The sequence below is a fragment of the Flavobacterium sp. N1736 genome (genome assembly GCF_025947065.1).
Classification (GTDB): Bacteria; Bacteroidota; Bacteroidia; order Flavobacteriales; family Flavobacteriaceae; genus Flavobacterium.
In genome coordinates, this window is record NZ_CP109994.1 from 1,407,319 (window position 1) to 1,420,698 (window position 13,380).

A 13,380-nucleotide genomic window follows, 5' to 3' on the forward strand; every position below is an offset into this window, starting at 1 on the left:
GTGAAGTATTCACAGGATTTTTTTATATTCTAATATTTCATACGTTACAAATACCTTTCTTCAAACACTTTTTGATGATGTTTTTGATGTCCAATGATCACAAAACCCAAAGCACGAACAGAAATCTGATTATTAGAAGCTGTTCCTATACGTTTAAGCTGTTCTTCAGATAAGCTTTTGTAAAACAATAAATTTGAATGTCTTAACGCTGATAATTCAGTTAATAAATCCTGAATACTTCTTCCGTTTGAGTTTGTACTATTAGCATAATCATCTTCTTCAAAACTTGCCAAAGGTGTTTGGTCGTTTCTTGAAAAACGCAAAGCACGATAAGCAAAAATACGTTCGCAATCAATCAAATGCTGAATAATATCTTTGATCGTCCATTTTCCTTCAGCATAACGATAATCAAATTTATCCATCGGAATGTTTTGAACAAACCGAATAAAATCATGTAGAGAAATCTCTAATTCTTCAATTAAATTTACTTCTCCGGCTTCTCGAATATAAGTTGTAAAACCGCCTGAATATTCATTCTCTAATAATTGACTTGAATTCATTTCTTTTATTTTTAATTATAAAATGAGTTAAAATTCTATATTTAAGCGGAGTTTCTACTCGCATTTGTATTTCCAAATAATGATCTGGTAACAATTTTCTCGTAAACCTTAATTAACTCCTCGTTGTTGCTGTTTTCTCTGTTCAGTTCATTAATTCTTAATAAAGCATATTGTTGTATCGTCAACAACGGCATTACAATACGCTCTCTTACCTGAATAGAAGCTATACCATCAGGATAATTCTCCATTAATGTTTTATGACCTGCAATTTTAAGCAAAAGACGTTTTGTTTCTAAGAATTCATCATAAATAATTTGCCAGAATTCTCCAAATTCAGGATCTTTTCTCATATATGCTGTTAATGGAAAAAATGATTTCGCCAATGACATCATACTATTTTCAAGCAAGGTTCTAAAAAATAAAGAATCGTGATATAAATCATGTACTTTATCCCATTGATTATTGTCTTCAAAATATTTCAAAGCAGTTCCTACTCCAAAGAAACCCGGTACATTTTGTTTTAACTGACTCCATGAACCCACAAACGGAATTGCTCTTAAATCAGCAAAATCTAATGATTCTGATTTGCTTCTTTTTGAAGGACGGCTTCCAATATTTGTTTTAGAATAATACTTTAAAGTACTCATCTTTTCCAAATACGGAATAAATTTTGGATGATTTTTAAAGCTTAAATATTTTTCATAACCTAAACCTGCCAACTGCGTTAAAATCGCCGTTTCGGTCTCGCTTAATTCATTTTTATCTTTACTGAAAACCTGATTTGTAACACCGGCACTTAATAAGTTTTCGATATTATAACGGCAAGAATCTAACGTACCAAAATTTGAACTAATAGTTTGTCCCTGAACTGTTATCTGAATTTCGTTGTTTTCGATTTTTGGACCTAAAGAAGCGTAAAATTTATGCGTTTTTCCACCGCCACGAGCCGGAGGTCCGCCACGTCCATCAAAGAAAATCGCTTTAATGCCATATTTTCTTGAAATTTCAGTCAGTGCTATTTTAGCCTGATAAATACTCCAGTTTGCCATTAAATAGCCACCATCTTTAGTTCCGTCAGAGAAACCAAGCATAATCGTTTGTTTATTTCCTCGGTCCTGTAAATGCTTAGAATATTCGGGATTTGTATACAATTGCTCCATGATTTCATGCGCGTTTTGCAAATCATCAACAGATTCAAAAAGCGGAATAATATCCACAGTAGGGTTTTCCCAATTGTTTAAACGAATCATGGCAAAAGTTTCCATTACATTCAGCGCACTTTCGTTATTACTGATAATATAACGGTTTGCACCAAATTCGCCATTGCGTTCCTGAATTGTTTTTATAGCCTGAACAGATTCTAAAGTAGATCTTGTGATTTCATCTTCAAAATGTTCCGGATTCAATTCTCCTTTTACTTTAGATAAAACAACTAATTTTTCTGCTTCGGTTAATTCATAATAGTTTTCAGGGAAAATTTGTGAACCTGAATTCAGATAATGATTTACTATGTCTTTAAAAACGGCATTGTGAATTTTACTATTCTGACGAATGTCTAAAGTTGCAAAATGGAATCCGAATAAATTTATTTTAACCAAAAACGCTTCCAATTCATCTAAATACAATGATTGATGTTTTTCGATTATTATGTTACGAATTTTATTTAATTGCGATAATAACTCGTCTAAAGTAATATAGATTTCTCCTTTTGAATAAAAAACAGAACGATAAAGTTTATGTTCAAGTTCTGATACTAAAGTATCTACTCCTGAGAATGTTAACTTTCTTTTTAAACTTCTCATTTCTACATAATAACACTTCAGAATTGAAGTACGCAAACGCTCTGCAACTTTCAAAGTGATTTCGGTTGTTACAAAAGGATTTCCGTCACGGTCACCTCCCGGCCAAAAGCCAAGTTTGATTAATTGGTTTTGAATTGCATTTCCGTGAAGGATATTTTTTTGCAGATAATGCACAATTTCACCTGATGTGGCATAGAAAACATTCTCTAAATACCAGATCAAACTAACCGCTTCATCATAAGGATTTGGCTTTTCGTTTTGAATAAAAGGTGTTTTACCTAACTGCGCCAATAATTCTTTAATTTTTAATAAATTATTCAATCGAATTGCTTCTGTCAAATCATTTATAATTCCAAGCACCGGACCAGGATAAAATTGTGTTGGATGCGCCGTTAAAACCGTTCTGACATTGAAATTTTCAAGAAATTCAATCAGATCGTCGTCTTTTTCCTTTGCATCTGATTTTTCTTTAATGTCACGTAAAGAACCGCGCCCTTCCATGTTATTTACAACCGGAAAAGCTGCATCTTCAATCGCATCAAACAATACAATCTGACGTTCTATATACTGAATAAATCGAAACATTAAATCGATTTTTTCAGTCTCAGAGGCATTGTTTAAATATTTATTCGAAAAGAAATCAAAAATTTCTTTTGGTGTTTCTTGTTTTTTAAATCCCGTTTCGCAAGTTTCTGTAAATAAAGGCAGTAAAACTCCTGTATTATCAATAGAATCAAAGGGTAATGTTATGAAAACACTATTATAAATGTGGTATTTTGAGAGAACATCTTGATTAAAACGTTCAATTTTGGGTAACGTATACATAATTGTGTTGTAGTTGGTTGGTTAATAGGTCATAAAAAAACCCCAAGAATAAACTTGAGGTTATATTTTAATATAGCATTCAAGAAAATATTACATATTTTTAAAAATAGTATGCATCAAACGCTTCTTATCGTTTATACTTTCTTCTAATGAAATCATTGTTTCTGTTCTGTAAACGCCTTCGATATCGTCGATCATGAAAATAACTTCCTTCGCATGTTTAGTATCTTTCGCTCTAATTTTACAGAAAATATTGAATTTTCCTGTAGTTACAGAAGCCACAGTTACGAATGGAATTTGATTTATTCGCTCTAATACAAATTTAGTTTGAGAGGTATTATTAAGAAACACACCTACATAAGCAATAAATGAATACCCTAATTTATCGTAATCTAAGGCTAATGAAGATCCCATGATAATTCCTGCGTCTTCCATTTTTTTTACTCTAACATGTACTGTTCCAGCAGATATCAATAATTTTTTTGCAATGTCAGTAAACGGAACTCTCGTATTGTCTATTAACATATCTAAAATCTGGTGATCTACTTCATCTAAACGAAATTTACTCATAATTCTTTAATTAATATTACTAATTGCTATTACAAAGTATAAAAATATATATAAAAAATAACAAATTCACATAAAAATTAACTTTTTGTCAATCCGTTAACAAATTTAACATTTTTATTTAAATAAAAATCTGCTTTTTGATTCAATTTCGGAAAGTTACCAAAGTCATCTGAATATTCTGCTCCTTTGCCATCATATTCTAAATGTCCAAAATAATTTTCCAACTCACCTACTTCAACTATGTAAGCGTTGAAATGAATCTCATTTTCAATCAATTCTTCTTTGTATTGTGCGACAAAATTCGTAATAATTTCGATACCATCATAATTTATTTTGATGTTTTTATACATAAAATCATAAAAAACCACTTTATTTTGTGAAATATTCAAATATTCATTAATTCGATTATCAACTAAATCGTTTTCGGAGAGTAGTTTAAAACTTGAAATTAGTGAGAAAAATAGGAACTTTCGCGTGATTTCCCTTTGATAATCATCCGGAAAATGACCTGCTTCAAACAAAATCGTCGGCACACCTAAAAACTGAAACGTATCTCCTATACAATTAATATTGAATGAATCATCAAAACGCCCAACCTGCCCCGGAATATAATCCTGTAACACCTCATTAATACCTGCAATAAGGTTTATAGCCTTTAATCGGTTAGCATTTATCTCACGTGCTTCATTATAAGAAGGTGCTAAAAACGAAACTGTGGCTGGTTTTCCTGTATCTCCGGCACCAAAAATAGTTCGTTGATCATGAAGATTAAAGCAATAATGCGGTTTAAAAGTATCAAATACAGCTCTTAATATATTACTTTCTGGCTGTGTCAGATTTTGCGAATCACGATTTAAATCAATTTTATTCGCATTTTCACGTGTATAAAGCGCTGCTCCGTCAGGATTTAAAATCGGAATAGCATAAAAAGTAAATGTTTTTAGCATTTTCTCGGCAAAATCAGATCCGTTGTTTAATACGTTTATAAAATCAAAAAGCGCTTTCGTTGTAGTGCTTTCGTTTCCGTGCATTTGAGACCACAAATAAATACGTGTTTCTCCCGTACCAATTTCGTAACTATATATAGGTTTGTTTAAAACAGAATATCCTATAATTTTAACTTGATTATTAGTATTTAGTTTGTCTAATAAAGGCTGAATATGATCTAAAGTAAGATAACGACCCGATATAGATTGCTCTTTGTGTTGGTTAAATAATTCTTCTAAATTCATCGTATTTTGATTAATTTACAAAAGTAAACATCTTTATTTTTACAATTGTAAACATTTAAAAAAGACTATTATTTATAAATGTAAACAGATTTTAATATCGGAAATGTCCTTTTTGTGATTATCATGTTAACATTTGTGACTTCTGTTAACACTAAATACTAAACTATTCTATTTCAATAACTTAATAGGCTTCACTTATAGTTAAATTAAGCGTTATTTATGCATAATCTTGCTGTTCACTATTGTAAAATTGCTTATTTCATTTATTATAGTTACATTTGTAAACATCTATAAATTAAACTAGAATTTACAATGGTAAACATCGATGATTTTGTAAAAAGACTTGAAATAATACTCGATTATTATGCATTAAATGCTTCTTCGTTTGCTGATAAAATTGGTGTGCAGCGCTCTAGTATGTCTCACCTACTTTCTGGCAGAAACAAACCAAGTCTGGATTTTGTTCTTAAAATTCTAGATGTTTTTCCGGATGTTGATTTATATTGGATATTAAATGGAAAGGGAACATTCCCGAAAAATGACGAAGGAACTTCTAATGTAAAGATTGAAAATACCACAGAAATTGAAAAACCTTCTGCTCCTATCTCATCAAAAGAAAGTTTAATTTCTACAGATCTATTTGCAGAAATGAATCATAAAGAAATAATAAATCCAGAAAAAAGAATTTTTCAGGAAAGTAAAAACTCAAATTTAAATTCTGAAGAAGGCGAAATTGAGAAAATTGTTTTTTTTTATAAAAACGGGACATTTAAAGTATATATCCCGTAATTTGAATTTTTCGCGTATTTAAAAAATTTTGAAAATATTTTTCGTTTAAGCGATTCTCACGCCATATATAAAAATAACTTTGAACCTATAAAGACACTGTCCTGCGTTTCTATAGAAAGCCTCTGCATCTTTGAACCTTTGCACCTTTACCTACTACTGTGAACCTCAAAACTAAAACCAAACTCCATTTTCAGGAATTTTTCCTAATACTCCTTTATAATGTTCTTTTAAAATTTCGAGATCAGCTTCGTAATTTCCGGTTGGATGAAATGGCTTTCCTAAATTCACTTCCTTTTTTCCCCAATCAAAAGCTACGGGAACAATTGGCACATTTGCTTTAAGCGCTATATAATAAAAACCACTTTTAATTTCTTTAACTCCTTTTCGGGTTCCTTCTGGAGCAACTGCTAAACGAAAAACTTCTTTTCTGTCAAAAATGGCTGCGATCGAATCTACTTTATTTAAACCGCCAGTGCGATCTAAAGGTTCTCCGCCCATATATTTAAAATAATATCCAAACGGAAAAGTAAATAATTCTTTTTTTCCAACCCAGTTCATTTCTAGCCCGGAAATTCCACGAGTTAAAACCCCCAAATAAAAATCATGATTACTTGTATGCGGCATAACCATCAGAATACATTTTTTTACTTCAGCATTTTCTACACCTACTATTTTCCAGCCCATTAACTTAAAAAAAATGAACTTGTATAAATCTTTCTTCATTAATTTTTTTTATTTGATGCAAAATAAAAGATTTTAATGGTAATTTTGAGTAAAAGCCTGTGAAATGATTCAAAAAATATTCAGTTATCTCATTCCCATAAAAATATTCAAAAAAAAATCGGCCAGAAGTAAAATGATTGAAGTTACCTGGGCAAACGGTGAATTAGTTTTAGACTCTGAAAATACCAATTATTCATACGGAAGTTTGCAGCGTATATTAAGGTACGGTTTGCGAAATATTGGGTATGAAAATATTATAAAAATGAATCATGTTTTATTGCTGGGTGTTGCCGGCGGAAGTGTCATTAAAACTTTGGTAGACGAAATTGAATATAAAGGAAAAATTACCGGAGTTGAAATTGATCCTGATATAATACAGATTGCAAATCAATATTTTAATCTCGATCAGATAAAACAACTTGAAATTATTATTGATGATGCTTTTGAATTTGTGCTAAAAACAAAAGACAAATATGATTTAATAATTATAGATGTTTTTGAAGATATAAAAATGCCCAATTTTTTATTTGAAAGTTTCTTTTCAGACCGTGTTTTTTCATTACTAAAAAATGAAGGAGTGGTGCTTTTTAATACCATGATTTTAGATGAAGCACATAATGTTAGAAATAAAAAGTATATTTCAGAAATAAATCCTAAATTGTTTTCCTCAAAAATGTTGCCCCGCATAGAGGTTCACAACGAATTAATTATCATTGAAAAAGTCGCCTAATTTACCATTTTATGAAGACCCTAGTTTCTATTTTAAAAACTTTACCACCTACTAAAGTTATCGATTCAAGTATAGATTTTTCAAAATATGCAGCATTAGATTTATCTGTTACCAACAAAGAACTGGTTGAAAAGAAACCAATAACTGCTGTTGATTTTGAAAATTTTATATCAAATTATTTAAAAAAGAATAATGCAGAAATCGCTTTTGGCGGTTATATCGAAGGACGGAACTTATATCAAAGAAGTACTATTTTTAAAAGTGATAATAACCCCGAACGCAATATTCATATTGGTCTGGATTTATGGGGAAAAGTGGGTACAATAATTTTAGCTCCGCTTGACGGAAAAATTCATAGTTTTAAAAATAACGAAGGTTTGGGCGATTATGGTCCAACGATTATATTGGAACATGAGATTGAAAATGAAAAATTTTATACTTTATACGGACATTTATCGTTAGAAAGTATAGAAAACTTAACCGTTGGGACTGTTTTTAAGAAAGGTGAAAGTTTAGCAACCTTTGGAGATTCTACAATTAATGGCGATTATGCACCACATTTGCATTTTCAGATTATAAATAATATCGAAAATTATAATGGCGATTATCCCGGAGTTTGCAACATTAATGACTTAAATTTTTATATAGAAAACTGTCCCGACCCTAACTTATTATTAAAAATAACATAAATAGTTATGAAGAAAGCAGTATTGATTATATGTTTGTTGTTGCTTATTGGCTGTAAATCGAAAACCATAAGCAGAGATACCGAAGATTTAAAAATTAAAAAAGTTGTTTCGACTGAAATTAGTTCATTGCAACAGCAAAAAGCGTATGATTTGGGCAAGCGCGTTTTAGAAACCTGCAACACGTCTAAATTTAAACCTTTTAATGAAACCGAAGTTACACCATCTGTAATGGAAAACACAACAGAGGAACGCCTGACAAAAACATGCCAAAGATTTAGACAATATTATGGCAGTTTTATTGATTTGAAATTAGATGGTGTTTATAAAACAAAACAAGAAACAATTTATCGATATCATGCATTGTACAGCAAAAAAGTGGCTAACAAAGAATTGCGTGTTTTTGTAAATGAAGAAAATTTAGTTTCTGCAATAAAATCTATGGATTGGGATGAAAAATTCGAATCTCAAATAACAGACTAATAAACCATTAAACTATGAATTTAAAATTCCCTCTTTTTGTGTTATTGTTAATTTCAACATTATCAAATGCTCAGCAAACAATGATTGTAAATGGTTCTAAACCTTTTTCGGCAACACAAAATTATACTTTTATCTGCGAAAAATATGCGTATACCGGCGAAGTTGGCGTACAGATTGCAAAAACAGACAAAGGGGGAATTTTAAAATTAACAATCGCAACAGCAAATGATAAAGCCCGAATTGCCGGAGGCGTTTATGTAGATCTTGCCAATGCCGATGTTATTGCCTGCACAGACAAAAATGTAAAAGAATCTGCCGATGGTAAAACAACATCTTACTATTATTTTACTCCCGCAGAAATGAATAAATTGAAAAATACTGATATTAAAGGAATTAGATTTATAATTACCGGAAATTCAAACACTTTTGGCAACCAAACCGGATATTTTACAGCAGTAAATAAAATGTCTTATTTTTCTACAGCGTTCGATCAATCTAAAAAAACATTCAATACAGCTAAAGAAATTAGTATTTTATAAAGATTTTTTCTTATATTAAATCTATATTTATAATCTAATTGTATTCTATGAACTCGAACGAAAACTTAATCGCCAAATTTTATACCGCTTTTGCAAATGCCGATTACCAAACAATGAGTGAATGTTATCATCCAAAAGTTCATTTTATTGATCCCGCTTTTGGTTTATTAAAAGAAGGACAGGTTTCTGATATGTGGAAAATGTTACTTTTAAGAAGTAAAGGCAGTCTTAAAATTGAGTTCTCTAATATAAAAGCTGACGATTTTACCGGTTCTGCAAATTGGGTGGCTACGTATAATTTTAGCAGAACCAACAGAAACGTAATCAACAAAATTGCCGCCGAATTTATTTTTCAGGATGGTTTAATTATAAAACACACCGATAATTTTGATGTCTGGAAATGGTCCAAACAAGCTTTTGGAATTAAAGGATTATTATTGGGCTGGACAGGATTTTTTCAGGACAAAATAAAAGAACAAGCCTTATTATCACTTAAAAAATTTCAGGAAGCACAGTAATATTGTTTTTTAAGACTTAAACCACTTCGCTACCAATTCATCTTCAAACGAATTTGCATTTTTATGGATAAATTCATTTGTGCTATTATTATATGAATAATCTAAAGCCCATGTTTCGTGGTTTTTAGCTAAATCTTTAATACTATCGCAAACAAAAGTAATTTCTTCATCAGTAGTTGTTGGATGAATTGACATTCTAATCCATCCCGGTTTTTTGATCAAATCACCAATCGTAATTTCATTCACCAGTTTATTCGAAGTTTCCTGATCTACGTGCAATAAAAAGTGACCGTAAGTTCCGGCACAGCTGCATCCGCCTCTGGTTTGAATTCCGAATTTATCATTCAGTAATTTCACACCTAAATTAAAATGCAAATTTTCAATAAAAAAAGAAACAACGCCCAAACGATTTTTATGCTGACCGGCAAGAATTTTAATATTCTCAACAGATTCTAATTCATTAAAAACAAAATCAACAATTTCGTGTTCGCGCTGTAAAATGTTCTCAATTCCCATTTCTTCCTTCAACTCAATTGCCAGGGCCGTTTTTATAACCTGAAGAAAACCCGGAGTTCCGCCATCTTCACGATCCTCGATATTGTCAATATATTTATGTTCTCCCCAAGGATTTGTCCAGCTTACAGTTCCGCCGCCAGGACAATCAGGAATCATATTATTGTATAATTTTTTATTAAAAATCAAAACTCCCGAAGTTCCCGGACCACCCAAAAATTTATGAGGTGAAAAGAAAATAGCATCTAAATATGCTTCCGGATCTTTAGGATGCATATCAATTTCTACATAAGGGCCTGAACACGCGAAGTCTACAAAACAAACACCATTATGCTGATGCATTAATTTTGCCGCTTCATGAAAAGGAGTTTTTAATCCTGTAACATTCGAACAAGATGTTATTGAAGCGATTTTGATAGCTCTGTCACTATGTTTTTCTAATAATAAAGCTAAATTATCCAAACAAAAAAGACCTTTTTCGCATGATGGAATAATTTCAACATCGGCAATAGTTTCTAACCAAGACGTTTGATTCGAATGATGCTCCATATGTGAAATAAAAACAACAGGTTTTTTTTCAGCAGGAACAGTTGTAAAATCCTTTAAGTTCTCAGGAATTTTTAAACCTAAAATACGTTGAAATTTATTGATAACTCCCGTCATTCCGGTTCCATCGGTAATTAAAACATCATTTTCATTTGCATTTGTATGACGTTTGATAATATGTCTGGCATGGTGATATGCCTTTGTCATGGCAGTACCTGACACAGTCGTTTCTGTATGAGTGTTTGCTACAAAAGGTCCAAATTCATTAAGCAGTTTCTCCTCAATAGGGCGATATAATCTTCCACTGGCAGTCCAATCCGTATAAATGATCTGTTTTTTACCATAAGGAGACATAAAATCCTGATTAATTCCGACAATATTTTTTCTAAAATCCTGAAAATATGTTTCTAAACTGATGGTATTATTTTTGCTATTCATTATTGTGCCTGAGTTTGACTGCAAATATATTGCTTTTTTACAGAATTGTGAATTTATCAATTATAAACTTCAAACATTAAATAACCTTTTAGTATCTTTAATTAAAGAGTCGTTTTTTAACTAAATTATCATAATATTCTATCGGTTTAATAGGGCATATAAAACTTTAACTATAACATTTAATGGAAAATTTATCTGTAGCTACTTTTGGTGGTGGATGTTTTTGGTGTATAGAAGCTGTAATTCAGCGTTTAAAAGGAATAGAATCTTTAAAATCAGGATATTCGGGAGGTTTTATTAAAAACCCGCCTTATCGTGAAGTTTGTACTGGCAGAACCGGTCACGCCGAAGTCATACAAGTTACATTTGATCCTGACATAATTTCATATCATGATTTAATTTTTATATTTATGACAAGTCATGATCCAACAACTCTAAATCGTCAGGGCGCAGATGTTGGCACACAATATCGCTCTGTTATTCTATATCATAATGAAGAACAAAAAGCAATCGCTAAACAAGTTTTTGAAGAAGTAAAAGATTTTTACGACGATCCAATTGTAACGCAATTAATTGAATTTGAAGTATTTTACAATGCCGAAAAAGATCATCAAAACTATTATAACAACAATCAGGATGCTCGTTATTGCCAAATCGTAATTGACCCGAAAGTACAGAAATTAAAAAAAATGTACGCTGATAAATTAATTGAATAAAAAGTTTAGCCATAGATTAAAAAGATTTTTTTACCATTAAGTGATTAAGTTATATTAAGAAGCACAGCTTCATTTTTCTTAATTTCAAAATTAAATGTTTTATCTATCATTTTAATCAGTGGCTGGAAAAATAAAAATGAAATGAAAAATTTAAAAATAAATAATCGTTTTACTGCTGAATTACCTGCAGATCCAGACGAAACAAATGAAATTCGTCAGGTTAAAAATGCGCTTTTTTCATACGTAAATCCAACAAAACCTTCAAATCCAAAACTAATTCACGCTTCAGAAGAAGTTGCTGATTTAGTTGGAATCTCTGCAGAGGAAATTCAGTCTGAATCATTTTTGAATGCATTTTCGGGAAAAGAAATTCTACCGGATACAAAACCTTATGCGATGTGTTATGCCGGACATCAATTCGGAAATTGGGCTGGACAATTAGGTGACGGCCGCGCTATAAATTTAACTGAAGTTGAATATAATAATGATTTTTTTACGCTTCAATTAAAAGGCGCAGGAAAAACACCTTATTCCAGAACTGCTGATGGTTTGGCTGTTTTGCGTTCATCAATAAGAGAATATTTATGTGCCGAAGCTATGTATTATTTGGGAGTTCCCACTACCCGATCGCTTTCGCTGATGTTGTCTGGTGATGAAGTTTTGCGTGATATTTTATACAACGGAAATCCAGCCTACGAAAAAGGCGCCATTGTTTGTCGTGTTGCTCCATCTTTTATTCGCTTTGGAAGTTTTGAAATGCTTACTGCCAGAAATGAGCTTAAAAATTTGAAACAATTTGTCGAGTACAATATCAAATATTATTTTCCTGAAATTAAAGGAGAGCCAAAAGAACAATATTTACAATTCTTTAAAAAGGTTGCAGATACTACCCGCGAAATGATTTTGCATTGGCAGCGCGTTGGTTTTGTGCACGGGGTAATGAATACGGATAATATGTCTATTCACGGAATCACGATTGATTACGGCCCTTATGGCTGGTTAGAAAATTATGATCCAAGCTGGACGCCAAATACAACAGACAGTCAAAACAGACGATATCGTTTTGGAAATCAGCCTCAGGTTGCACAATGGAATTTGTACCAATTGGCGAATGCTCTTTATCCTTTGATCAACGAAGCCGAACCTTTAGAAAAAATACTTGAATCGTTTATCATTGATTTTGATTCAGATTATAAAACAATGTTTTTAAGTAAATTAGGAATATTTACTTCAACTGAAACTGACAGTAAATTAATCACTGCTTTAGAAACTGTTCTACAATTATCTGAAACGGATATGACTATCTTTTTTAGAAATTTAAGTAAAGTTTTAAAGTCGGATTCTGCGAAAGATGCCATTGAAAAAATTCAGGACGCTTTTTATATTCCCGAAGAAATTTCGGGAGAAATTCTGGAATCCTGGAAAAAATGGTTTTCTGTTTACATCGAAAGATTAAATACCGAAGACCTTTCCGGTGAAAATCGAGCAGAAAAAATGAACAAGATAAATCCAAAATATGTGCTTCGAAATTATATGGCGCAATTGGCAATTGATGCAGCAGATCAGGGAGATTATTCACTGATAAATGAACTGTATTTATTACTGCAAAAGCCTTATGACGAACAACCTGAATCTGAAAAATGGTTTGTAAAACGACCAGATTGGGCACGCTCAAAAGTAGGTTGTTCAATGCTTTCCTGTAGTTCTTAA

General features: G+C 31.5%; 14 protein-coding genes. 8 read left to right on the top strand and 6 right to left on the bottom strand.

Going from position 1 to position 13,380, the window contains the following annotated elements; genetic code table 11:
• Positions 1-44: 44 nt before the first annotated feature.
• The 4 genes from OLM54_RS06105 to OLM54_RS06120 all read right to left on the bottom strand — a co-directional run bounded on the left by OLM54_RS06105 (position 45) and on the right by OLM54_RS06120 (position 4,989).
• The gene (locus OLM54_RS06105) at positions 45-560 is read right to left on the bottom strand and encodes a DinB family protein (protein ID WP_264537706.1); all 516 of its coding nucleotides are present in this window, start codon (positions 558-560) and stop codon (positions 45-47) included.
• A gap of 41 nt (positions 561-601) precedes the next feature.
• A complete protein-coding gene (locus OLM54_RS06110) occupies positions 602-3,187 on the bottom strand; it encodes a phosphoenolpyruvate carboxylase (RefSeq protein ID WP_264537707.1) in 2,586 nt (861 codons plus the stop codon).
• A gap of 90 nt (positions 3,188-3,277) precedes the next feature.
• Positions 3,278-3,757 (bottom strand): Lrp/AsnC family transcriptional regulator, encoded by a 480-nt coding sequence (locus tag OLM54_RS06115; protein WP_007805990.1) that lies wholly within the window; start codon positions 3,755-3,757, stop codon positions 3,278-3,280.
• A 77-nt stretch (positions 3,758-3,834) separates the two neighbouring features.
• Positions 3,835-4,989 carry a M14 metallopeptidase family protein gene (locus tag OLM54_RS06120; RefSeq protein WP_264537708.1) on the bottom strand — a complete coding sequence of 385 codons (1,155 nt, stop codon included), beginning with the start codon at positions 4,987-4,989 and terminating at the stop codon, positions 3,835-3,837.
• Between the two features lie 312 nt (positions 4,990-5,301).
• Between OLM54_RS06120 and OLM54_RS06125 the strand changes: the two genes are divergently transcribed.
• A complete protein-coding gene (locus tag OLM54_RS06125) occupies positions 5,302-5,778 on the top strand; it encodes a helix-turn-helix transcriptional regulator (protein ID WP_264537709.1) in 477 nt (158 codons plus the stop codon).
• A 171-nt stretch (positions 5,779-5,949) separates the two neighbouring features.
• Here OLM54_RS06125 and OLM54_RS06130 read toward each other — a convergent pair whose 3' ends face one another.
• Positions 5,950-6,501: a 1-acyl-sn-glycerol-3-phosphate acyltransferase gene (locus OLM54_RS06130; protein WP_264537710.1), complete on the bottom strand. Its 552-nt coding sequence runs from the start codon at positions 6,499-6,501 to the stop codon at positions 5,950-5,952.
• A gap of 64 nt (positions 6,502-6,565) precedes the next feature.
• Between OLM54_RS06130 and OLM54_RS06135 the strand changes: the two genes are divergently transcribed.
• The 5 genes from OLM54_RS06135 to OLM54_RS06155 are packed head-to-tail and all read left to right on the top strand — an operon-like array spanning position 6,566 to position 9,457.
• Positions 6,566-7,231 (top strand): spermidine synthase, encoded by a 666-nt coding sequence (locus OLM54_RS06135; protein ID WP_264537711.1) that lies wholly within the window; start codon positions 6,566-6,568, stop codon positions 7,229-7,231.
• An 11-nt stretch (positions 7,232-7,242) separates the two neighbouring features.
• The gene (locus OLM54_RS06140; RefSeq protein WP_264537712.1) at positions 7,243-7,920 is read left to right on the top strand and encodes a peptidoglycan DD-metalloendopeptidase family protein; all 678 of its coding nucleotides are present in this window, start codon (positions 7,243-7,245) and stop codon (positions 7,918-7,920) included.
• Positions 7,921-7,926: 6 nt separating this feature from the next.
• On the top strand, positions 7,927-8,400 hold the full coding sequence (locus OLM54_RS06145) for a hypothetical protein (protein ID WP_264537713.1): 474 nt from the start codon (positions 7,927-7,929) through the stop codon (positions 8,398-8,400).
• 14 nt (positions 8,401-8,414) lie between these two features.
• Positions 8,415-8,939 (top strand): hypothetical protein, encoded by a 525-nt coding sequence (locus OLM54_RS06150; protein ID WP_264537714.1) that lies wholly within the window; start codon positions 8,415-8,417, stop codon positions 8,937-8,939.
• Positions 8,940-8,986: 47 nt separating this feature from the next.
• Complete coding sequence (locus OLM54_RS06155) at positions 8,987-9,457, top strand: nuclear transport factor 2 family protein (RefSeq protein ID WP_264537715.1); 471 nt, start codon at positions 8,987-8,989, stop codon at positions 9,455-9,457.
• A gap of 9 nt (positions 9,458-9,466) precedes the next feature.
• Here the strand turns inward: OLM54_RS06155 and OLM54_RS06160 are convergent, their stop codons facing one another.
• Positions 9,467-10,954: an aminotransferase class V-fold PLP-dependent enzyme gene (locus OLM54_RS06160; RefSeq protein WP_264537716.1), complete on the bottom strand. Its 1,488-nt coding sequence runs from the start codon at positions 10,952-10,954 to the stop codon at positions 9,467-9,469.
• Between the two features lie 182 nt (positions 10,955-11,136).
• Here OLM54_RS06160 and msrA point away from each other — a divergent pair, with 182 nt between their 5' ends.
• Positions 11,137-11,670: a peptide-methionine (S)-S-oxide reductase MsrA gene (gene msrA / locus OLM54_RS06165; RefSeq protein WP_264537717.1), complete on the top strand. Its 534-nt coding sequence runs from the start codon at positions 11,137-11,139 to the stop codon at positions 11,668-11,670.
• Between the two features lie 141 nt (positions 11,671-11,811).
• Complete coding sequence (locus tag OLM54_RS06170) at positions 11,812-13,380, top strand: protein adenylyltransferase SelO (RefSeq protein WP_264537718.1); 1,569 nt, start codon at positions 11,812-11,814, stop codon at positions 13,378-13,380.

What these genes read in the sequence shown, in the direction of transcription:
- OLM54_RS06135 (WP_264537711.1), top strand. Translation starts at nt 6,566, where the DNA reads ATGATTCAAAAAATATTCAGTTATCTCATTCCCATAAAAATATTCAAA.
- OLM54_RS06140 (WP_264537712.1), top strand. Translation starts at nt 7,243, where the DNA reads ATGAAGACCCTAGTTTCTATTTTAAAAACTTTACCACCTACTAAAGTT.
- OLM54_RS06160 (WP_264537716.1), bottom strand. Translation starts at nt 10,954, where the DNA reads ATGAATAGCAAAAATAATACCATCAGTTTAGAAACATATTTTCAGGAT.
- OLM54_RS06150 (WP_264537714.1), top strand. Translation starts at nt 8,415, where the DNA reads ATGAATTTAAAATTCCCTCTTTTTGTGTTATTGTTAATTTCAACATTA.
- OLM54_RS06170 (WP_264537718.1), top strand. Translation starts at nt 11,812, where the DNA reads ATGAAAAATTTAAAAATAAATAATCGTTTTACTGCTGAATTACCTGCA.
- OLM54_RS06125 (WP_264537709.1), top strand. Translation starts at nt 5,302, where the DNA reads ATGGTAAACATCGATGATTTTGTAAAAAGACTTGAAATAATACTCGAT.
- msrA (WP_264537717.1), top strand. Translation starts at nt 11,137, where the DNA reads ATGGAAAATTTATCTGTAGCTACTTTTGGTGGTGGATGTTTTTGGTGT.
- OLM54_RS06130 (WP_264537710.1), bottom strand. Translation starts at nt 6,501, where the DNA reads ATGAAGAAAGATTTATACAAGTTCATTTTTTTTAAGTTAATGGGCTGG.
- OLM54_RS06145 (WP_264537713.1), top strand. Translation starts at nt 7,927, where the DNA reads ATGAAGAAAGCAGTATTGATTATATGTTTGTTGTTGCTTATTGGCTGT.
- OLM54_RS06120 (WP_264537708.1), bottom strand. Translation starts at nt 4,989, where the DNA reads ATGAATTTAGAAGAATTATTTAACCAACACAAAGAGCAATCTATATCG.
- OLM54_RS06110 (WP_264537707.1), bottom strand. Translation starts at nt 3,187, where the DNA reads ATGTATACGTTACCCAAAATTGAACGTTTTAATCAAGATGTTCTCTCA.
- OLM54_RS06155 (WP_264537715.1), top strand. Translation starts at nt 8,987, where the DNA reads ATGAACTCGAACGAAAACTTAATCGCCAAATTTTATACCGCTTTTGCA.
- OLM54_RS06105 (WP_264537706.1), bottom strand. Translation starts at nt 560, where the DNA reads ATGAATTCAAGTCAATTATTAGAGAATGAATATTCAGGCGGTTTTACA.
- OLM54_RS06115 (WP_007805990.1), bottom strand. Translation starts at nt 3,757, where the DNA reads ATGAGTAAATTTCGTTTAGATGAAGTAGATCACCAGATTTTAGATATG.